The sequence below is a fragment of the Bradyrhizobium sp. CCBAU 11386 genome (genome assembly GCF_028128955.1).
In the GTDB taxonomy this organism is placed as follows: Bacteria; Pseudomonadota; Alphaproteobacteria; order Rhizobiales; family Xanthobacteraceae; genus Bradyrhizobium.
Window position 1 is genome coordinate 175,081 of sequence record NZ_LBKA01000257.1, and the last position, 20,612, is coordinate 195,692.

Here is a 20,612-nt window from a genome sequence, read left to right on the forward strand (position 1 = left end):
CCGTGATGACGACGCCCCAAACAAAAAGGCCGGATCGATGATCCGGCCTTTTCTTCTCAAATGACCTTTGGGTGATCAGGCGGCCGCCTTCTTCGGCGCGAAGCGGCCGTAGAAGGTTTCGCCCTTCGCGGCCATCTCCTCGAGCAGCTTCGGCGGCGTGAAGCGCGAGCCGTATTTCGCTTCCAGCTTGTGGCAGAGCTCGACGAACTTCTTCGTGCCCATGAAGTCGATGTAGGACAGCGTGCCGCCGGTGAACGGCGCGAAGCCGAAGCCGAGGATCGAGCCGACATCCGCTTCGCGCGGATCGGTGATGACACGATCCTCCACCGTGCGCGCGGCTTCGACCGCCTGCACCACCAGGAAGCGCTGCTTCAGCTCCTCGACGTCGAGCGTGTCGGGGTCGAGCTGCTTCGGCTGCAAGGCCGAGAGGCCCGGCCACAGGCTCTTCTGCCCCTTGCCCTTCTCGGGGTAGTCGTAGAAGCCCTTGCTGTTCTTGCGGCCGAGTCGGCCCTGCTTCTCGACCATCTCCACCATCAGCTTCTTCTGATCGGGGTTGATGGCGTTGGGACCGAGATCGGCTTCCGTCGCCTTCATGATCTTGAGGCCGAGGTCGAGCGCGACTTCGTCCGACAGCGAAAGCGGACCAACCGGCATGCCGGCCATCTTGGCGCAGTTCTCGATCATCGCCGGCGGCACGCCTTCCAGGAACATCTCGTTGCCTTCGGCGACGTAGCGGCCGACGCAGCGGTTGGCGAAGAAGCCACGGCTGTCGTTGACCACGATCGGCGTCTTGCCGATCTGCCGGACATAGTCGAGCGCGGTCGCGAGCGCGACATCACCGGTGTTCTTGCCGAGGATGATCTCGACCAGCATCATCTTCTCGACCGGCGAGAAGAAGTGGATGCCGACGAACTTGCCCTGGTCCTTGAAGGCTTCCGCAAGCGAGGTGATCGGCAGCGTCGAGGTGTTCGACGCGAAGATCACGTCCGGCTTCAGATATTCCTGCGCCTTGGCAAAAGTCTCCGCCTTGACCTTGCGGTCCTCGAACACGGCCTCGATGACGAGGTCGACGTCCTTCAGCGCGGCGTAGTCCGCGGTCGGCGTGATGCGCGCGAGCAGCGCTTCGGCATCCGTGGGCTTGGCGCGGCCCTTCTTGATCTGCTCCTCGATCACCTTCTGCGCATGCGCCTTGCCCTTGTCGGCGCTCTCCTGGTCGCGGTCGATCAGGACGACGTCGAGGCCGGCACGCGCCGAGACGTAGCCGACGCTCGCGCCCATGAAGCCGGCGCCGATCACGGCGATCTTCTTCACCTTGGTTGCGGGCACGTCCTTCGGACGACGCGCGCCCTTGTTGAGCTCCTGCATCGACAGGAACAGGCTGCGGATCATCGCGGCCGCTTCCTTGGAGCGCAGCACCGAGGTGAAGTAGCGCGACTCCACGCGCAGCGCGGCATCGATCGGCAACTGGAGGCCTTCATAGACGCAGCTCATGATCGCGCGCGCGGCCGGATAGTTGTCGTAGGTCTCGCGGCGATAGATCGCGTTGCCGGCCGGGAACATCATCATGCCGGCCTTGGAGAACACCGGACCGCCGGGCAGCTTGAAGCCCTTCTCGTCCCAGGGCGCGACGGCCTTGCCGCCGCCCTTGATCCAGTCTTTCGCGGCCTTGACGAGATCAGCGGCCGGAACGATGGCGTGGATCAGATTCAGTGCCTTGGCCTTGTCGACCGTGACCGGATCGCCCTTGAGCAGAATGGTCATCGCGTCCTGCGGCGGCACCAGGCGCGGCACGCGCTGGGTGCCGCCGGCGCCGGGGAACAGGCCCACCTTGACCTCGGGCAGGCCGAGGCGCGTCTTGGGATTCTCCGCCGCCACACGGTAGTGACAGCACAGCGTGATTTCGAAGCCGCCGCCGAGCGCGAGGCCGTTGATCGCGGCCGCCCACGGCTTGCCGGAGGTTTCGATCGAGCGCAGCACCTGCGAGAAGCGCCGGCTCTGGTCGAACAGCATCTGGTTCGCCGCGGTCTCGCCCTGCTCCTTGAAGACTTTTGCGTAGGCCTGGTTCATGCCCTCGAGCATGGACAGGTCGGCGCCGGCGCAGAACGCCTCCTTGGCGGAGGTGATGACGACGCCCTTCACCGCGGCGTCAGCCGTGGTCGCCTTGACGATCGCGTCGAGCTCATTGGTCGAGGTCTCGTCGAGCACGTTCATCGAACGGCCCGGGATGTCCCAGGTGACGAGCGCGATGCCGTCGGCGTCGGTCTCAACCTTGAAATTCTTGTAAGCCATGTTGGTTGCTCCTCGGTGCCGCAGCCGATCCCAGGCGCGGCGGTTGATTGTGATCTCGTAGGGTGGGCAAAGGCGTCCTTGCGCCGTGCCCACCATTATTCGCGGAGGCAGCAGTGGTGGGCACGCTTCGCTTTGCCCACCCTACGGCAGCTCGTTACACCCGCTCGATGATGGTGGCGGTGCCCATGCCGCCGCCGATGCACAGCGTCACCAGGGCGGTGGACTTGTTGGTGCGCTCGAGCTCGTCGAGCACGGTGCCGAGGATCATCGCGCCGGTCGCCCCGAGCGGATGGCCGAGCGCAATGGCGCCGCCGTTGACGTTGATCTTGGCATTGTCGATGTCGAACGCCTGAATGTAGCGCAGCACGACGGAGGCGAAGGCCTCGTTGAGCTCGAACAGGTCGATGTCCGACTTCTTCATGCCGGAGCGCGCGAACAGCTTTTCGGTGACGTCAACCGGACCGGTCAGCATCATCGCGGGCTCAGAGCCGATGTTCGCGAATGCACGGATTTTTGCGCGCGGCTTCAGGCCGTATTTGCTGCCCGCCTCCTTGCTGCCGAGCAGCACGGCGCCGGCGCCGTCGACGATGCCCGAGGAGTTGCCGGCGTGGTGCACGTAATTGACGCGCTCGATCTCCGGATGCGACTGCAGCGCGACGCCGTCGAAGCCGCCCATCTGCGCCATCGTCGTGAACGACGGCTGGAGCTGCGCCAGCGACTGCATCGTCGTCGAGGGACGCATGTGCTCGTCCTTGGCGAGGATGGTGAGGCCGTTGATGTCCTTCACCGGCACGACCGACTTGTTGAAGCGGCCCTCGTCCCAGGCCTTGCCGGCACGCTGCTGGCTCTGCACAGCGTAAGCGTCGACGTCATCGCGCGAGAAGCCATACTTCGTCGCGATCAGATCGGCCGAGACGCCCTGCGGCATGAAATAGGCGGGCACCGCCATCGACGGATCCATCGGCCAGGCGCCGCCGGAGGCGCCGATGCCGACGCGGCTCATCGATTCGGCACCGCCGCCGATGACGAGCTCATGCTGGCCGCTCATCACCTGGGCAGCGGCAAAGTTCACGGCATCGAGGCCGGAGGCGCAGAAGCGGCTGATCTGCACGCCGGGGACGGCCTCGCCGAGACCCGCCTTCAGCGCGGCGAAACGCGCGATGTCGGAGCCCGCCTCGCCGACGGGATCGACCACGCCGAGCACGACGTCGTCGACGGAATTTTCCGGCAGGTTGTTGCGGTCCTTGAGCGCCTTCAACGGCACCGAGGCGAGCGCGAGCGCGGTGACTTCGTGCAGTGCGCCGTCCGCCTTGCCGCGACCGCGCGGGGTTCGGACGTGGTCGTAGATATAGGCATCTGCCATGGGAGCCTCCTGATTGCAGCTATTGGTTACGACCGCGACGCGGCCGGGATTATGGGTGAAGCGAAAACGCTCAGAACGCTTCTGCCGGCAGTTCCATGATGGTCGCGCAGCCCGACTGGATGCGCGCGAGATTGGCCGCGGTCTCCGGCAACATCCGCTCCATGAAGAAGCGGCCGGTGACGAGCTTGGTCGAGAGATAGGGCGTCGCCCCGCTCTCGGCAATCTTGGCATTCGTCACCTTGGCCATCTTCGCCCACATGTAGCCGAGCGCGACGAAGCCGAAGAGATGCAGGTAATCGGTTGCGGCCGCACCCGCATTGTCCGGCTTCATCATCGCGTTCTGCATCAGCCAGGTGGTGGCCTGCTGAAGATGGCCGAGCGAAGCCGAGAGCGGAGTGATGAAGGGCTTTAGCGCCTCGTCGCCGCCGTTCTCCTTGGCGAAGGCCATGACCTCGCCGAAGAAGGCCATGATGGCGCGGCCGCCGTCGCGCGGCAGCTTGCGGCCGACCAGGTCGAGCGCCTGGATGCCGTTGGCGCCTTCATAGATCATGGCGATGCGGGCATCGCGCACGAACTGCTCCATGCCCTGCTCGGCGATGTAGCCGTGGCCGCCATACATCTGCTGCGCCTGCACCGCATTGGCGAAGCCGTAATCGGTGAGGAAGCCTTTCAGCACCGGCGTCATCAGGCCCATGTGGTCGTCGGCGGCCTGGCGGTCCTTGGGATCCTCCGAGCGGTGGGCGACGTCGCTCTTCAGCGCGGTCCAGATCACGAAGGCGCGCGCGGCTTCGTTGAAGGCGCGGATCGAGAGCAGCGTGCGGCGCACGTCGGGATGCACGATGATCGGATCGGCCGGCTTGTCCGGCGCCTTGGTGCCGGTCAGGGAACGGCCCTGGATGCGCTCGCGGACATAGGCGACCGCGTTCTGATAGGCGACCTCGGACTGTGCGAGACCCTGCACGGCGACGCCGAGGCGGGCCTCGTTCATCATCACGAACATGCCCTGCATGCCCTTGTTCTCTTCGCCTATCAGCCAGCCGGTGGCGCTGTCGTAGTTCATCACGCAGGTGGAATTGCCGTGGATGCCCATCTTGTGCTCGATCGAGCCGCAGACCACGCCGTTGCGTGCGCCAACCGAACCGTCGGCATTCACCAGGAATTTCGGCACCACGAACAGCGACACGCCCTTGATGCCGGCCGGTGCGCCCTCGATGCGGGCGAGCACGAGGTGGATGATGTTGTCCGCAAGATCGTGCTCACCAGCGGAGATGAAGATCTTGGTGCCCGTGATCTTGAAGCTGCCGTCGGCTTGCCGCACCGCCTTGGTGCGGAGCATGCCGAGATCGGTGCCGCAATGCGGCTCGGTCAGGTTCATGGTGCCGGTCCATTCGCCCGCCACCATCTTCGGCACATAGGTCTTCTTCTGCTCGGGGCTGCCGTGCACGATCAGGGCTGCGGTCGCACCCATGGTGAGGCCGCCATACATCGAGAACGCCATGTTGGCGGAGATCTGGAATTCGTTGACCGCCTGGGAGAGCGTCACCGGCAGGCCCTGCCCGCCGAACTCGGTCGGAGCCGACAGGCCAAGCCAGCCGCCTTCAGCGACCTGCTTGAAGGCGTCCTTGAAACCCTTCGGCGTGGTGACGCTGCCGTCGTCGGCGCGCTTGCAGCCTTCGAGATCGCCGACGCGGTTGAGCGGCTGGAGCACCTCTTCGGCGAGCTTGGCGGCTTCGCCCAGGATCGCCTCGCGCACGTCGCTGGACGCATCGGAGAAGCCGGGCAGATTGTCGTAACGATCGATCTGGAAGACGTCGTTGAGCAGGAAGTTCACGTCTTCGACGGGGGCTTTATAGATCGGCATGGTGGTCTCCCGGCATGGGCGTTGAAGTGGTGGGATAGGCAAGCTGCTCCGCCATCAGGCGGTGCAGCATGTTGATGGCCTTGAGCGGACGCACCATCACCTTGAAATGCGTGATGCGTCCCTCGGGATCGAAGCTGATGATGTCGACGCCGTTGATCTCGATGCCGTCGATGACATTCTTGAATTCGAGCACGGCGCCGCTCTCGCTTCGCCACTCGCCGACATAGGTGAAGCCGGGACCGCCGAGGACCTTCTCGGCGCTCGACAGATATTTGAAGGTGATGTCGCGGCCGCGCTGGGGGGAATGCACCACAGGGCTTTCGAAGACCGCATCGGGATGGAGCAGCTCCCAGAGCGCTTTGAGGTCATGGGACTTCATGTAGCCGTACCAGGAGTCGAGGCCGGTCATTCTCAGGTGCCTCCCTATAGGCCTGGGCAAAAAAACGCGAAACCAACCCCATGCACAGTAGCGAAGAGGTTGATTTTGCTGGATCTTCGGGGCGGGTCTTGTGGCCCGCTCCGAAGCCGTCCCATATGCACATTGACGCATATGCGCAGATGCGCATAAAGTCAAGCTGGTTGGTCAAGATCGAAGACGAAGGAGGCCGGTCATGGCACTGGGCGACGCAATCCTCGCATGCCTGACGGAACGTCCGATGACGGGTTACGAGCTCGCCAAGACGTTCGATTCCTCGATTGGCTTCTTCTGGAAGGCCGACCACCAGCAGATCTATCGCGAGCTCTCCAAGCTGCGCGACCGCGGCTACATCCAGGGCCGCGAAGTCGTGCAATCCGGCAAACCCAACAAGCTGATTTATACGCTGACTCCCGAGGGCCGAACAGCGCTGCGGCACTGGGCCGCGCGGCCGAGCACACCGCCCTCGATCAAGGACGACCTCCTGGTGCGGCTGCATGCGCTCGACAGCATCGACATCGAGCCCATGCGCACCGATCTGATGGCCCGGCTGGAGCACCACCGTGACCGGCACGCCAACTATGAGCGGATTCTGAAGAAGCGTTTTCCGGACGGCACGGCGGAGGGCCGGCTCGATCTCGGCAACCTGCTCCTGCTTCGCCTTGGCGCCCGCCACGAGCAGATGGTGGCCGATTTTTGCGAAGAAGCACTCGCGGCGCTGTCGACGATGAGCGGCAAGGGCACGGTGGTGTCGCTGGAAGACGGCAAGCGCGAGGGGAAGGGCTGAGGACTTTCTCCGCATCGTCATGGCCGGGCATAGCCGTCCGAAGGACGGCGTCGCTTCCGCTCGCCTATGTCCCGGCCATCCACGGCCTCTTGCGCGGCCCAAAGAACGCGGATGCCCGGGACAAGCCCGGGCATGACGAGCTTCATTGCGAACGTCCCCCGGTTCCCTCGCCCAACTTTAAGACATCGGCAACGCGTTCCTTAACCCGTTATTTACCGTAACAGGAAAAAGTCGGTTTTCGAGGCAGACGACCCGCGCCAAATCCGATTGTCTTTACAACCGGCACGCGTGGGGAGGCTGGAGGTGCCGGGTGGGGCGCCGGAGTCGGAACCGGACAGAGTCATGAATTCGCGCGTATCGTGGAGTGTTGACGGCATCGATCCCTCCGTCCGGGAGCGGGCCGAAGCTGCTGCGCGCAGAGCCGGCATGTCACTCAACGATTGGCTGAACTCCACGCTCGGCGAGACTGCCCCGCCGAACTTTCGCGGACCTTACGAGCAGCGTCCGCAACACATGCCGAACCACGTACCGAGTCCGGAGAGCCGCGAAGTCGCCGACATCCACCAGCGGCTCGACGCGATCACCCAGCAGATCGAACGGATTTCAAAGCCCACCCCGCGCCAGGACTCTTCACGCCAAGAGGTCTCGCGCGAGCAGGGCGTCGCACGCCAGCTCAACGATGCGATCTCGCGGCTCGACGCGCGGCTGTCGCAAATCTCAAAGCCGCAGCAGCTTCAACCGCAGGCGCCTCAGGCGCCGCGGCCCGCACCCGCCGAGACGCGCCAGCGCCAGGCCGATGCGGTCGAACGCGCGGCCGCGCAGCTCTATCGCAGCTCGCCGCCTCTGAGCCCCGCCTCGTTCGACGTCGCCGTCGCCGAGATCACGGCGCGGCAGAGCGAGCTCGACGGCTTTACGCCCAGGCAGATGCCGCCGCGCGCCGCGCCGTCAATTGCGCCAACAGCCGCCCCTTACGCGCATCCCATCGCGCCGATGGCGCCGCCCGCGCCTGCCTACGCTCCGCCGCCACCGCAGCCGGGGCCGGATTTCTCGTCGCTCGAGCGCCATCTGCTCAAGATCACGAGCCAGATCGAGTCGCTCCAGCGCCCCGACAATACCGAGCAGGCGATCAACGCTTTTCGCAGCGAGCTTGCGGAGATCCGCCACGCCATCACCGAGGCGATGCCGCGCCGCGCGATCGAGTCGATCGAAAACGAAATCCGTTCGCTGCACCGTCGCATCGACGAGACCCGCTCGTCCGGCACCGACGGCCAGGTCCTGTCAGGCATCGAGCACGCGCTGTCCGACATCAAGCAGGTGCTGCGCACGCTGACGCCGGCCGAGCAGCTCACCGGCTATGACGAGGCGATCCGCAATCTCGGCGCCAAGCTCGATCTGATCCTGCGCGCCAATGACGATCCGTCCACGGTGCGCCAGCTCGAAGGCGCGATCTCGGCGCTGCGCGGCATCGTCTCCAACGTCGCCTCCAACGAAGCGCTGGCACGGCTGTCCGAGGACGTGCAGCTGTTGTCGTCCAAGGTCGACCAGATCACCCGCTCCTCCGGCCCCGGCGACAGCTTTGCCGTGCTCGAGCAGCGCATCGCGGCACTCACCGCCGCGCTGGAGACGCGCGAGCGGCCTCAGCCTGCCGAGAGCACCGAACATTTGGAAGCCGCGATCCGCGCGCTGTCGGATCGTTTCGACCGCATGCAGGTCGGCAACGATTCGGCCTCGACCTTTGCGCATCTCGAACAGCGCGTCTCCTATCTGCTGGAACGGATCGAAGCCGCCTCCGATCCGCGCAACGGCAATCTGAGCCGCGTCGAGGACGGGCTGCACGACATCCTGCGCCATCTGGAGCGGCAGCAGGCGACCTATTCCGCGCTCGCCGAGAGCCGCAATTCGGCGCCGGCCCCCGATTCCGGCATGGTCGATCTCGTCAAGCGCGAGCTCTCCGACATCCGCTTCAGCCAGGCCGAGACCAACCGCAGCACCCAGGACTCGCTCGAAGCCGTCCACAGCGCGCTCGGCCACGTCGTCGATCGCCTCTCGATGATCGAGGGCGATCTGCGCGCGGTGCGCACCGCGCCGCCGGCCCCTGCACCGCAGCCGATGCCGATGCCGATGGCTGCGCCCATGGAGCCCGCGCCGATGGCGCGCGAATCTCGGCCACAGCAACAGCAGCCGAAATACGATCCGAAGCCTGAGCTGCCGAATCCGGCCGCCATGCAACAACCGGCGCAGGCTGCCTTCGTGGCCGCGCCGCGCGAATTCCACGCCGCCGCGGCACCTGCCGCTCCGCCGCCGGTTCCGATGGCACCGACGGCGCCGCAAGCCGCACCACCCTTGCCGCCGCGCGCGATCAGCGAAATCCTGGAGCCACATACCGCGCCCACGCGCGGCGCGCTCGCGCCGGAATTGCCGCCGGACCATCCGCTCGAGCCGGGCACACGGCCGGGTGGGCGCGTCGCCACGCCGTCGGAGCGCATTGCCGCTTCCGAAAGCGCGATCAGCGGAATTCCCGCCGCGCCGAAGGAGCCGGTGTCGTCGTCGAGCTTCATCGCGGCCGCGCGCCGCGCTGCCCAGGCCGCCGCCGCGCAACCGGAAAAGACCGGCCGCGCCGCCAAGGCAGGGGCCGATCGAAAGGACAAGGGCAAGGACGGCGGTTCGACCATCACCTCGAAGATCCGCTCGCTGTTGGTCGGCGCGAGCGTGGTCGTGATCGTGCTCGGCACCTTCAAGATGGCGATGAACCTGCTCGATGGTGGCAGTGCGCCGCCGGCGCCGCAGGCGATGGAGAATACGTCCAGCCAGCCCGCGCCGCAGGCCCCGCCGCCCCCGGTCGAGACCAAGCCCGCCACGCCCGAGCAAGTCACGCCTTCGATGACCTCGCCGACGCCGATCGGACGGCAATCCCAGAACAATGCCGCGCCGGCGCCCACGCCCAATTCCGGCAGCTCGGCCTCGGTCGAAATCCCGCCCGCTCCTGCTCCCGTGCCGCCTGCCGCCAGCGACGTCACCGGCGCGCTCTCAGGCGCCAGCCGCGCGCGGCTCGGCCTCGTTCAGGTGCCGCCGAGCGAGAAACTGCCTGACGGTATCGGCGGCCCAGCCTTGCGCACCGCCGCGATGAAGGGCGATGCGACCGCCGCCTACGAGATCGGCGTGCGCTTTGCCGAAGGCAAGGGCGTCGCTGCAAACTACGACGAAGCTGCGAAATGGTATGACCGCGCGGCGCAGGCCGGCGTGGTGCCCGCAACCTTCCGCCTCGGCACGCTCTACGAGAAGGGCCTCGGGGTGAAGAAGGACGCCGACATCGCCCGCCGCTACTACACGCAGGCCGCCGAGCGCGGCAACGCCAAGGCGATGCACAATCTCGCGGTGCTCGACGCCGACGGCGGCGGACGCGGTGCCAATTACAAGAGCGCGGCGCAGTGGTTCCGGAAAGCGGCCGACCGCGGCGTCGCCGACAGCCAGTTCAATCTCGGCATCCTCTATGCCCGCGGCATCGGCGTCGAGCAGAACCTCGCCGAATCCTACAAATGGTTCAGCCTCGCGGCCGCCCAGGGCGATGCGGACGCGGCGGGCAAGCGCGACGATGTCGCCAAGCGCCTCGATCCGCAATCGCTCGCCGCCGCCAAGCTCGCGATCCAGACCTTCAGCGCAGAACCGCAGCCCGACGATGCCGTCAACGTCCCAGCCCCGAACGGCGGCTGGGACAGCGCGCCGCAGGCGAACGCCAAGCCCGCGCCGAAGCCGGTCGCGACCAAGCGCTCAGCGTCCGCGGCGCATTGAGCGGTTTAGTACGCTCTTGTCGTCGCCCGGCTTGACCGGGCGACCCAGTATTCCAGAGACGCCGGTTGGATGCGGAGAAGCTGCGGCGTACTGGATGCCCCGGTCAAGCCGGGGCATGACGGCGGAGAAGGTGACGGAATCCTCCGCTCGCAGCGAAGCAGTGATCTGATCCCTCTTAGCCCATTCGCCGCGCCCAAGATTCCTGATCCCTCCGCCGGCGAATTCGGCTATTGAGGGACGCGGCAATCGTTCCGATCTTTCCGCGAGCATTCCGCGCTAGTCGATCCGTCTCGCCGGTGCGTGGTTCAATGCAGCTCTATCTCCCGATCGCCGATCTTCCGGTCAACGTCTTCCTGGTGCTGGCGATGGGCGCGGCGGTCGGCTTCGTTTCCGGCATGTTCGGAATCGGCGGCGGCTTCCTGATGACACCGCTCCTGATCTTCATCGGCATCACGCCGGCGGTCGCGGTCGCCTCGGTCGCGAGCCACATCGCGGCCTCCTCCTTTTCCGGCGCGATCTCTTACTGGCGGCGGCGCGCGATCGATCCGGCGCTGGCGAGCGTGCTGCTCTGCGGCGGCGTAATCGGCACCGCGCTGGGGGTATGGACCTTCACGCAGCTTCGCGCGCTCGGCCAGCTCGACCTGATGATCGCGCTGTCCTACGTCGTGCTGCTCACCACCGTCGGCAGCCTGATGTTCTCGGAAGGCCTGCGCGCCCTGATGCGGACCCGGCGCGGCGCGGTGCCGCCGCGGCGCACGCATAACTGGATCCATGGCCTGCCGCTGAAGATGCGGTTCAAGCGCTCGAAGATCTATCTCTCGGTGATCCCCGTGGTGATCGTCGGCATCATGATCGGCTTTATCGGCGCCATCATGGGCATCGGCGGCGGCTTCATCCTGGTGCCGATCATGATCTACCTGCTGCGGGTGCCGACCTCGACGGTGATCGGGACCTCGATGGTCCTGACCGTGGTCACCATGCTGCTCGCGACCATGCTGCATGCGGTGACCAATCACCTCGTCGATGCCGTGCTGGCGCTGATCCTGATGGTCGGCGGCGTCACCGGCGCGCAGTTCGGCGCGCGTGCCGGCCAGAAGATCCGCGGCGAGCAGCTGCGGCTGCTGCTTGGCCTGTTGATCCTCTCGGTCGGCGTCCGCTTTGCGATCGAGCTGGTGATCCGGCCGGAGGATCTCTTCACCATCCGTGAGCTGGGGGTGAGCGGATGATGCGCGCGCTTCTCGCAGTCGTTCTCGTCCTGTTGCTCGGCAGCGCCGCGCGGGCCGAGCGGCTGATCGTGTCGGTCTCCAACCACCGCGTCACGGTGACGCCGAATTATTCCGGCGAGGAGCTGGTGCTGTTCGGCTCGGTCGAGAGGGACGCCACGACGCCCGCGGACCGCACGGCTTACGATCTCGTGGTCACCGTGATGGGCCCGCACGCCGACATGGTGACACGGCGCAAGGAGCGCACTTTCGGCATCTGGATCAACACCGACTACCGGCAGTTCCTGCAGGTGCCGAGCTATCTGGCACTGTTCGCCAACCGCCCGTTCGACGTCATCACCTCGCCCGACATCGCACGGCGGCAGCAGATCGGGCTGAACAACGTGCGGCTGACCCAACGTGTCAGCGGTGATTATGCCGACGTGGTGCCGAACGACGCTTTCCGCTCGGCCTTCATCCGCCTGCGCACCCAGCGCGGCCTCTATCGCGAGGACGCGAGCGCCGTGACGTTCCTGACACCGACGCTGTTCCGCACCGGCATTCCGCTGCCGGCGGAGGTGCCGATCGGCACCTACGAGGTTGAAATCAAATTGTTTGCGAACGGCGCATTCATCGGCAAGACCGAGACCGCCTTCGAGATCGTCAAGGTCGGTTTCGAACAGTTCGTCGCGACGACCGCGCGACAGAACGGCCTGATCTACGGCCTCGCCACCGCGGCAATGGCGCTGATGACGGGGTGGATGGCGTCGATTGTTTTCAGGAAGGATTGAGACTGTCATTCCGGGGCGCGCGTGGCGCGAACCCGGAATCTATCGATCGGCGGAGTTGGTGGCGCGATGGATTCCGGGCTCGACGCTTCGCGTCGCCCCGGAATGACGACCTCACATCAAGGCGCCTCCACCACCGTTGGCACCCCCGGCTCCAGCAATCGCAATCGCGTCCCGAAGCCGAGCACGTCGAACGTCTTGCGCAGATCCTCGCTGTTCTGGCGGAAATGCGCCCAGCCTTCGGTATGCAGCGGCACGATCACCGCGTCGGGAAAGGCCCGTGCGGTCTCGATGGTGTCGTTGGTGTCCATGGTGAGATGGAACGGCCCGCGCGTCTGCGCAGCGCCGGCGAACGGCAGCACCACGCGGCATTTGAAGCGGCGGGCGACCTCGGCAACGCCGTCGAACCAAGTGGTGTCGCCGCTGATATAGACCGCGCTTGTGTCCTTGCGGTTTGAGGACACCACGAAGCCGATGACATCGCCCGACAGCGGCTCGATGCCGGCCGGGCCATGGCGCGCCGGCGTCGCGGTGATCGTCAGTGAATTGCCGTCACGATCCTTCACTTGCGAGATCCCCCAGGGCGCAAGGCCTTCGGCATGGCCGCCGAGGCGCTTGGCGCCGGCCTCTGTCGTCAGCACGCGCTTCGCCTGTTTGAGAAACTCGCGGCCGGAATTGTCGAGATTGTCCGAATGCTGGTCGTGGCTGAGCAGGACCGCATCGACCGGACCGATCGCATCGGCGGTCAGCGCGGGGCCGATGGTCTTCTCCAGCTTCACATGCGGCAGCTGGTAGGCGCCTGGCGCATCGAAGGTCGGGTCGGTGAGGAGACGGAAGCCGTCGATCTCGATCAGCGCGGTCGGGCCGCCGATCAGGGTGATGGAGATGGGCATGATGAACCTTCCTTACGACGCGGCCTTTGACGGAAGCGACTTGGACGGAAGCGACTTGGCCGGCCGTGTCACCAGATAGATGCCGAGTGCGACCGGGATGAGCCGAGCAGGTCGCGGGCCTCGACATGCTCGCCGAGCACGAGGAAGGCGAACAGCATGCCGAGCGGCGGCATCAGGAAATGATAGGCGCTGGCAGCGGTGGCGCCACACACTTTCAGGAGATGAAACCAGAGCCAGTAGGCGAGGATCGAGCCGCCGAGCACGAGGAAGGCGAAGGCGCCGATCAGGCTTGGGGTCAAATCGATCGCCTGGACGTCGGCGAAGGTGAACGCAACCGGCGTCAGCACGATGCCGGCGGCGAGGTTCTGCACGCCGTTGCCGATCCACAAGGATCCCTTCGGCGCGAGCAGCTTGAACAGAACAGTGCCGGCGACGATGGAGGCGAGCGAGGCCAGCGTGAAGACGATGCCGTGCAGCGAATCGGTGCCGACCGCCAGGCGGTGCCAGACGATCGCCATCACGCCGATAACGCCGAGCAGGAGACCACCCGCCTTGCGCCAGGTCATGCCTTCGCCAAGGAGCAAGGCGGCGAGCGCCGCGGTGAACACCGGATTGGCCGACACGATCAGGCCGCCGAGCCCGGCCGAGACCGATTGCAGGCCGGTGTAGCCGAGCCCGAGATAGAGCGCGTTGTTGGCGATGCCGAGCACGGCGAAGATCGCGGCATCGCGCCAGGACAATGACCACTCGTCGCCGCGGATCAGTGTCGCACCGAGGATCAGGATGCCGGCGAGCGAGAAGCGCGCGGCGAGCAGGATCAGCGGCGGGCAATGGGTCACGCCGATCTTGCCGGCGACGAAGGCATAGCTCCAGAGCAGGCAGAACAGTCCGATAGCGAGCGGCAGCGTGTTGAAGCGGCTGTGGGGGACGGGAATCGAGGGGGCGAGCGACATGAGGGCATTCTCCTGAGCCCTCGATCTAGGGAGACCGCTTGTCATTTGGAAATTAAATGATTAACTTTCGATCAGTGGATTTATGAATGGAGGCGCCCATGCTCGATCTCGAGCTTCTGCGCAGCTTCGTCTCGGTCGTCGAGGCCGGCGGCTTCACCCGCGCCGGCGAGCGTGTCCACCGCACGCAGTCGACCGTGAGCCAGCAGATCAAGCGGCTGGAGGAGGATGTCGGCCAGGTCCTCCTGCACCGCGACGGCAAGGACGTGCGCCCGACCGAGGCCGGCGAGCGGCTGCTGTCCTATGCGCGGCGGCTGCTCTCGCTTGCGGAAGAGGCGCGCGACGTGCTGAGCCAGCCCGACAGCGAAGGCGCGATCCGACTCGGCATTCCCGAGGATTTTGCGGCCTATCGCCTGGCGAAATTGCTGGCGACGTTCTCGCGCTCGCATCCCGGCCTGCGGCTCGACGTGCGCGCCGACCAGAGCAAGAACCTCGCCCGCGATCTCGAACGCGGCGAACTTGATCTGGCGCTTTACAAGCGCGAGGCCGGCGAGAAGGGCGCCATCGCGGTGTGGCCGGAGCGGGTGCACTGGGTCACCAGCAAGAGCCATCCGATCGACGCGGGCGCGCCGTCGGTGCCGTTGATCGGCTTTCCGCAGGGCTGTCTCTATCGCGCCGGCGCCATCCACGCGCTGGAGAGCGCCGGCCGCACCTGGCACATGGCCTACACGTCATCGAGCCTCGCCAGCAAGCCGGCCGAGCGTCGCGATGGTATCGTAGGGCGGCAGCAGCACGCCGCGGGTCGCGAAGCTCGAGCCCTTTTCCAGATGCAGGTCGGAGACGACGAGCAGGCGCTGCTCTTCCCAGAACAGGGCGCCGGAGAGATCGGCGGCGAAAGACACACCAGCAATATCCAACGCAAGCGTTGAAGTAATCGATAGCGCCACTTGCTCCGTCATGGCCGGGCTCGTCCCGGCCATCCACGTTCTTGCTGCGGAAAGAAAGGCGTGGATGCCCGGGTCAAGCCCGGGCATGACGACGTGGAGAGAACAGTGCCCCAGAAATTCATTATGCAGCAGTCTACGACATCGCCTCTTTGACGAGCTCGTCGGCGGCTTCCGCCAACAACTCGTCTGCTGCTTCGCCATAAACTGACTCGCGGCCGATTTCCAGCATCACGGGGACGGCGAGCGGGGAGACGTGATCGAGTTCCCGGTGCGTGATGCGGCCCTGGATGCGGGCCAGCATGCCGCCGAGACGGCGCAGGTCGAGCAGGCCGGTGGCGGCATCGGCGCGGGCGGCGCGCAGCAGGACGTGGTCGGCCTGGTGCTTGCGCAGGACGTCGTAGACGAGATCGGTCGAGAACAGCACCTGGCGGCGGCTCTTGTCCTCATTGGTGAAGCGTCGCTCGATCAGGCCGGAGATCAGCGCGCAGTTGCGGAAGGTGCGCTTCATCAGCGCGGATTCGGCCAGCCACGCTTCGAGATCGTCCCCCAGCATGTCGGGGTTGAACAGCGCGTCGAGATCGAGCTCACCGTTGCGGATCATGAAGGAGGCATCGCCCAGCCCCCAGATCGCCACCGCATATTCATTGGCGACGAAGCCGAGCGGCCGGGCGCGGGCGCGTTCCAGCCGCCGCGTCAGCAGCATGCCGAGCGTCTGATGCGCCAGCCGCCCCTCGAAGGGATAGCAGATGAGGTAGTGCTTGTTGCCGCGCGGAAAGGTCTCGACCAGCAGTTCGCGGACACCCGGCACGCGCGAGACGTCCTTCTGGAGCGACAGCCAGTCGCGCACCTGCTCCGGGAGACCGTTCCACGCGCGCCTGTCGTCGAGCAGGCGGCGCACACGTTCGGCAAGATAGGTTGAGAGCGGAAACTTGCCGCCCATATAGGACGGCACCTTCGGATCCTTGTCGTTGGCGCGAGAGACGTAGACCTGATCTTCGGCCAGGGCCTCGTAACGCACGACCTCGCCGCCGAACACGAAGGTGTCGCCGGCGGTCAGCCCCTCGATGAAATATTCCTCGATCTCGCCGAGCACGCGGCCGCCGCGCGCGATCGCGCCGGTCGAACCGCTGCCGGTGGAGCGGGAACGCACCAGCCGCACCTTGAGCATCGGCTCCTCGACGATGGTGCCGACATTGAGACGATAGCCCTGCCGCACCTTTGGATTGGCGACACGCCAGCGCCCCTGCTTGTCCTGCTTGATGCGGGCGAAGCGCTCGTAGGTCTTCAGCGCATAGCCGCCGGTGGCGACGAAATCGACGACGTCGTCGAAATCGCCGCGCGCGAGGCCCGCATAGGGCGCGGCGGTGCGCACCTCGTCATAGAGGTCATCGTTGAAGAATGGCTCGCCGCAGGCACGGCCGAGCACGTGCTGGGCCAGCACGTCGAGCGCACCGGTGCGCAACGGCGGAGTGTCCTGCGCGTTCTCGGCGATGGCGTCGATCGCGGCACGGCACTCCAGCACCTCGAAGCGGTTGGCCGGCACCAGCACCGCGCGCGAGGCCTCGTCGAGGCGGTGGTTGGCGCGTCCGATGCGCTGCATCAGGCGCGAGGAGCCCTTGGGCGCGCCGATATTGACCACGAGATCGACGTCGCCCCAGTCGACGCCGAGATCGAGCGAGGAGGTGCAGACCACGCCGCGCAAGCGTCCCGCCGACATGGCGTCCTCGACCTTGCGGCGCTGGGCGACGTCGAGCGAGCCGTGATGCAGCGCGATCGCGAGCCCGTCGTCGTTCATGCGCCAGAGATCCTGGAACAACATCTCGGCCTGGCTGCGGGTGTTGACGAAGACCAGCGTGGTCTTGTTCTGCTTGATCAGCTCATAGACCTCGGCGAGTGCGTGACGCGCGCCGTGGCCGGCCCAGGGCAGCCGCTCTCTTGTATCGAGCATCTCGACCAGCGGCGGCGCGGCGCCGCCGGCGATCACGATGTCGGCGGCCACTTCCTTGCCATCAGGCTGCGGCACCAGGAAGCGCGCGAGCTGATCAGGCTCGGCCACGGTCGCCGATAATCCGATCGCGCGCATCTGCGGCGCGAGCCGCCACAGCCGCGCAAGCCCGAGTGACAGCAGATCGCCGCGCTTGGACGTCACCAGCGCGTGCAGCTCGTCGAGCACGATGCGTTTCAAGGAGGAGAACAGGAACGGCGCGTCGTCGGAGGAGAGCAATAGCGCAAGCTGCTCGGGCGTCGTCAGCAAGACATCCGGCGGATAGCGCCGCTGCCGCTGACGCCGCGACACCGGCGCATCGCCGGTGCGGGTCTCGACCTTGATCGGCAGACCCATCCCGGCGATGGGACGCTCGAGATTGCGCGCGATGTCGACGGCGAGCGCTTTGAGGGGAGAGATGTAGAGCGTGTGGAGGCCGGCACTGCGCTGAACGTTGCGGCCGGTGGAGACGAGCTTGTTGTTGTCACCTCCCCCCTTGCAGGGGAGGTCGGCAGCCGCAGGCTGCCGGGAGGGGGGTAGCCCCACGAGCGGTGCTTGTGGCCACCCCCCTCCCCGACCCTCCCCCGCAAGGGGGGAGGGAGAAGACAGCTCCACCAGCGTCGGCAGAAATCCCGCCAGCGTCTTGCCCGCGCCGGTCGGCGCGATCAACAGGGCGGAGCGATCCTCGCGCGCCTTCTCCAGCAGCGCCAATTGATGCGCGCGCGGCGACCAGCCGCGCCCCGCGAACCACGCCTGGAAGCGGTCGGGCAGCAGCGCGGCCGGCTCGGCCGAGATTTTGAGGATGCGGGGCGGCACGGCATCACAGGTAAGCCGTGGGAGCGGGTTCGTCGAGGGGTGTGAGCCTTCGCGGTCGTCATGGCCGGGCTTGTCCCGGCCATCCACGCTCTGGTCGCACGAAAGCAAAGACGTGGATGCCCGGGACAAGCCCGGGCATGACGAGTGTGTTTGAACGTCCGCGAGTCCAACTGCCGCCGTCCCCGCGGAGGCTCCCTCTCACCCCAACCCTCTCCCCGCAAGCGGGGAGAGGAAGAACATTCACTCCGACATCGGCTTGTCGGAGATGTCCCAATCCTTGCCGGTGAAGGTCGAGATGAAGAGCGTCTTCATCGGCGTGTAGTCCTCGGGCGTGTAGCTGTAGGTGACGCCTTCGAGGAAATAGGGCGAGTGGAAGCCTGACAGCGTGGAGGCCTGCTTCAGCACGTTGGCGCGGGTGAGTTCGTCACCGCAGCGGCGCAGAATCTCGCCCATGGTGACGGCCTGACCGTAGCCGGCGAAGGCGATGGTGTTGTCGGGGTCGATGGCCGGCACGTACTTCTTGCGCAGCTCCTCGAACGCCATCACATCGGGGTCCTTCTCCCATTTCGGCAGGCCGACTTCCTTGTTGTAGCGGATCGCGACGATGCCGGCGGCATTCTCGAGGCCCGCGGCGTTGAGGATCGAGCGGCCGGTCGAGCCGGCCGAGAGCAAGTGCAGCGGCTTCCAGCCGAGCTCGGCCACTTTTCGGATCGACTGCGACGACGCCTTGCCAGTGGAGATATTGTAGAAGACGTCGGCGCCCGACTTGGAGAGGTTGATGAGCTGGGAATCGACGGTCGGCTCGGTGAGATCGTAGGTCTGCTCCATGATCACCTGCGCGGTGCCGCCGGCATCGGCCAGCACCTTCTTGAAGGGACCGAGGAAGTCGCGGCCGAAATCGTCGTTCTGGTAGAGGATGCCGATCTTGGCGTTCGGCTTCACGGCAACGACGTGCCGGGCCAGGATGCGCGCCTCGGTCGGATAGAGCGGCAGACCCGCCATGGTCCATTTGAACTCTTTCGGATTGTTCCACTTCGACGCGCCGGTATTGAGCAGGAGCTGCGGCACGCCCTTGGAGTTCAGGTATTTGTGCACGGCGGTCTGCGGCGCGGTGCCGAGCGAGCCGTAGAGCGCCAGCACCTCCTCCTGCTCGACCAGGCGCCGCGTCGCCTCGACGCATTTCGGCGCGCTGTAGGCGTCGTCCATGGTGAGGAACTTGATCTTGCGTCCGTTGATGCCGCCCTTCTCGTTCAGCATCTGGAAATAGGCTTCGCCGACGCGGCCGAGCACGCCGTAGAGCGAGCCGGGGCCGGAATGCGGCACGGTCTGCCCGATCTTGATCTCGGTGTCGCTGGCGCCCGCATCGTATTTCTTCTCCGCGGCCCAGACATACGGCGCGGGCAAGGTGGATGCGGCGATGGTGGCGAGCGCGGCGGCGCTGAAATCGCGCCGCGATGGATTCTTCGTCATTATTTGTTTCTCCCTGTGCGCGCATTGTGCTGGCTTCGGCCAGCGGCTCGCAAGTGGGAAGTCGCAGCTTTGCGACGCAATGACGCTCAAATCGCAGGGCGTTTAGCGTCTAGACTCAAGTTTTCTCGGCGACGACGACGAGGCCGCGCACCGGCTCGTTGTTCTCGTTGCGCGGAGAGGCCGGCTCCAGGGTGAGGAGCTTCAGTCCGACTTGCGCAATGGCGCCGCGCACATTTTCCGCCGAATGGGCATAGCGCAGGCCTTCGCCGAGCACGATGCCGCTGCCGTCATGCGTCTCCAGCGTGAAGGCGAGCACGCCGCCCGATGCAAGCACGCGCCTGGCTTCGGTCAGCACCGGCGCGAGATCGGAGAGGTAGACGAACGCGTCCGCGGCCACGACGAGGTTCGCACTCGCATCGCCCTTGCCGCGCAGGCCCTCGATCATGTCGGCGACCTCGAGCTCGGCGTAGAGACCAGTCGCGCGCGCCTCCTTGATCATGCCGGGCGACAGGTCGATGCCGATGAAATGATCGACCTGCCTGGCGAAGGCGGCGGCCGCAAGCCCGGTGCCGCAACCGAGATCGATGGTGCGCTTGAAGAAAGCCGGCTTCTTCGCGGCGCCGCGCGCGGCCAGCACGGCCTTGAAGATCAGCGCCGGGGCGCGATAGCCGAGATCGTTGATCAGCACGTGCTCGAACCGCGGCGCGTACTGGTCGAACAGGGCCTGCACGTAGGCCTTGGGCATCTCCGTCATCTGCGCATCGCCGAGCCGTATCAGGTGCAGGCCGGCACCATGCTGATCCTCCGGATCGGACTCCAGCGACTTGCGAAACGCCGCGATCGCCTTGTCGCGCTCGCCGAGCTGCTGACGGATCTCGCCGAGCGTGAACCAGGCCGAAGCGAAATTCGGTGCGAGCTCGATCGCCTGCTCCAGGAGGTCGGCGGCGGCAGGCAGATCGCCCTTGAGCTGGAGGTCGCGCGCGAACTCGAAACGGCGGTCGGCCATGAGATCGCCGGAGGACAGGAACAGACGCAGGGGCATTGGACTCGGCTCGTCA

The 20,612-nt window shown here is 66.1% G+C and carries 13 protein-coding genes and 1 pseudogene; 5 read left to right on the top strand and 9 right to left on the bottom strand.

Annotated features, from left to right (window positions below; translation table 11 throughout):
• Nucleotides 1–75 precede the first annotated feature (75 nt).
• The 4 genes from XI09_RS39005 to XI09_RS39020 form a co-directional block, all read right to left on the bottom strand.
• The gene (locus XI09_RS39005) at nt 76–2,289 is read right to left on the bottom strand and encodes an FAD-dependent oxidoreductase (RefSeq protein WP_271571647.1); all 2,214 of its coding nucleotides are present in this window, start codon (nt 2,287–2,289) and stop codon (nt 76–78) included.
• Nucleotides 2,290–2,443: 154 nt separating this feature from the next.
• On the bottom strand, nt 2,444–3,652 hold the full coding sequence (locus tag XI09_RS39010) for an acetyl-CoA C-acetyltransferase (RefSeq protein ID WP_271571648.1): 1,209 nt from the start codon (nt 3,650–3,652) through the stop codon (nt 2,444–2,446).
• 70 nt (nt 3,653–3,722) lie between these two features.
• On the bottom strand, nt 3,723–5,513 hold the full coding sequence (locus XI09_RS39015) for an acyl-CoA dehydrogenase C-terminal domain-containing protein (RefSeq protein WP_271571649.1): 1,791 nt from the start codon (nt 5,511–5,513) through the stop codon (nt 3,723–3,725).
• Nucleotides 5,500–5,922: a nuclear transport factor 2 family protein gene (locus XI09_RS39020; RefSeq protein WP_271571650.1), complete on the bottom strand. Its 423-nt coding sequence runs from the start codon at nt 5,920–5,922 to the stop codon at nt 5,500–5,502. Before XI09_RS39020 ends, XI09_RS39015 begins: the two co-directional genes overlap by 14 nt.
• 202 nt (nt 5,923–6,124) lie before the next feature.
• On the opposite strand from XI09_RS39020, the gene XI09_RS39025 reads away from it, so the two are divergent.
• The 4 genes from XI09_RS39025 (at nt 6,125) to XI09_RS39040 (ending at nt 12,497) form a co-directional block, all read left to right on the top strand.
• Entirely contained in the window at nt 6,125–6,715 is a 591-nt protein-coding gene (locus tag XI09_RS39025) for a PadR family transcriptional regulator (protein WP_271571651.1), read from the top strand.
• A 342-nt stretch (nt 6,716–7,057) separates the two neighbouring features.
• Nucleotides 7,058–10,504 carry a tetratricopeptide repeat protein gene (locus tag XI09_RS39030; RefSeq protein WP_271571652.1) on the top strand — a complete coding sequence of 1,149 codons (3,447 nt, stop codon included), beginning with the start codon at nt 7,058–7,060 and terminating at the stop codon, nt 10,502–10,504.
• A 308-nt stretch (nt 10,505–10,812) separates the two neighbouring features.
• A complete protein-coding gene (locus XI09_RS39035; protein WP_271571653.1) occupies nt 10,813–11,730 on the top strand; it encodes a sulfite exporter TauE/SafE family protein in 918 nt (305 codons plus the stop codon).
• Nucleotides 11,727–12,497 carry a TIGR02186 family protein gene (locus XI09_RS39040; RefSeq protein WP_271571654.1) on the top strand — a complete coding sequence of 257 codons (771 nt, stop codon included), beginning with the start codon at nt 11,727–11,729 and terminating at the stop codon, nt 12,495–12,497. The genes XI09_RS39035 and XI09_RS39040 overlap by 4 nt, the downstream gene beginning before the upstream one ends.
• A gap of 116 nt (nt 12,498–12,613) precedes the next feature.
• Here the strand turns inward: XI09_RS39040 and XI09_RS39045 are convergent, their stop codons facing one another.
• Both XI09_RS39045 and XI09_RS39050 read right to left on the bottom strand, forming a co-directional pair.
• The gene (locus tag XI09_RS39045; RefSeq protein WP_271571655.1) at nt 12,614–13,387 is read right to left on the bottom strand and encodes an MBL fold metallo-hydrolase; all 774 of its coding nucleotides are present in this window, start codon (nt 13,385–13,387) and stop codon (nt 12,614–12,616) included.
• Nucleotides 13,388–13,399: 12 nt separating this feature from the next.
• A pseudogene (locus tag XI09_RS39050) lies at nt 13,400–14,340 on the bottom strand (DMT family transporter).
• A 98-nt stretch (nt 14,341–14,438) separates the two neighbouring features.
• Between XI09_RS39050 and XI09_RS39055 the strand changes: the two are divergent.
• Nucleotides 14,439–15,266 carry a LysR family transcriptional regulator gene (locus tag XI09_RS39055; protein ID WP_271571656.1) on the top strand — a complete coding sequence of 276 codons (828 nt, stop codon included), beginning with the start codon at nt 14,439–14,441 and terminating at the stop codon, nt 15,264–15,266.
• Nucleotides 15,267–15,417: 151 nt separating this feature from the next.
• Here XI09_RS39055 and XI09_RS39060 read toward each other — a convergent pair whose 3' ends face one another.
• The 3 genes from XI09_RS39060 to XI09_RS39070 form a co-directional block, all read right to left on the bottom strand.
• The gene (locus XI09_RS39060) at nt 15,418–18,084 is read right to left on the bottom strand and encodes a ligase-associated DNA damage response DEXH box helicase (protein ID WP_271571657.1); all 2,667 of its coding nucleotides are present in this window, start codon (nt 18,082–18,084) and stop codon (nt 15,418–15,420) included.
• 240 nt (nt 18,085–18,324) lie between these two features.
• Nucleotides 18,325–19,554, bottom strand: coding sequence for an ABC transporter substrate-binding protein (locus tag XI09_RS39065; RefSeq protein WP_271571658.1), 1,230 nt, complete (start codon nt 19,552–19,554; stop codon nt 18,325–18,327).
• 115 nt (nt 19,555–19,669) lie between these two features.
• Entirely contained in the window at nt 19,670–20,596 is a 927-nt protein-coding gene (locus tag XI09_RS39070) for a class I SAM-dependent DNA methyltransferase (protein ID WP_271571659.1), read from the bottom strand.
• Nucleotides 20,597–20,612 lie beyond the last annotated feature (16 nt).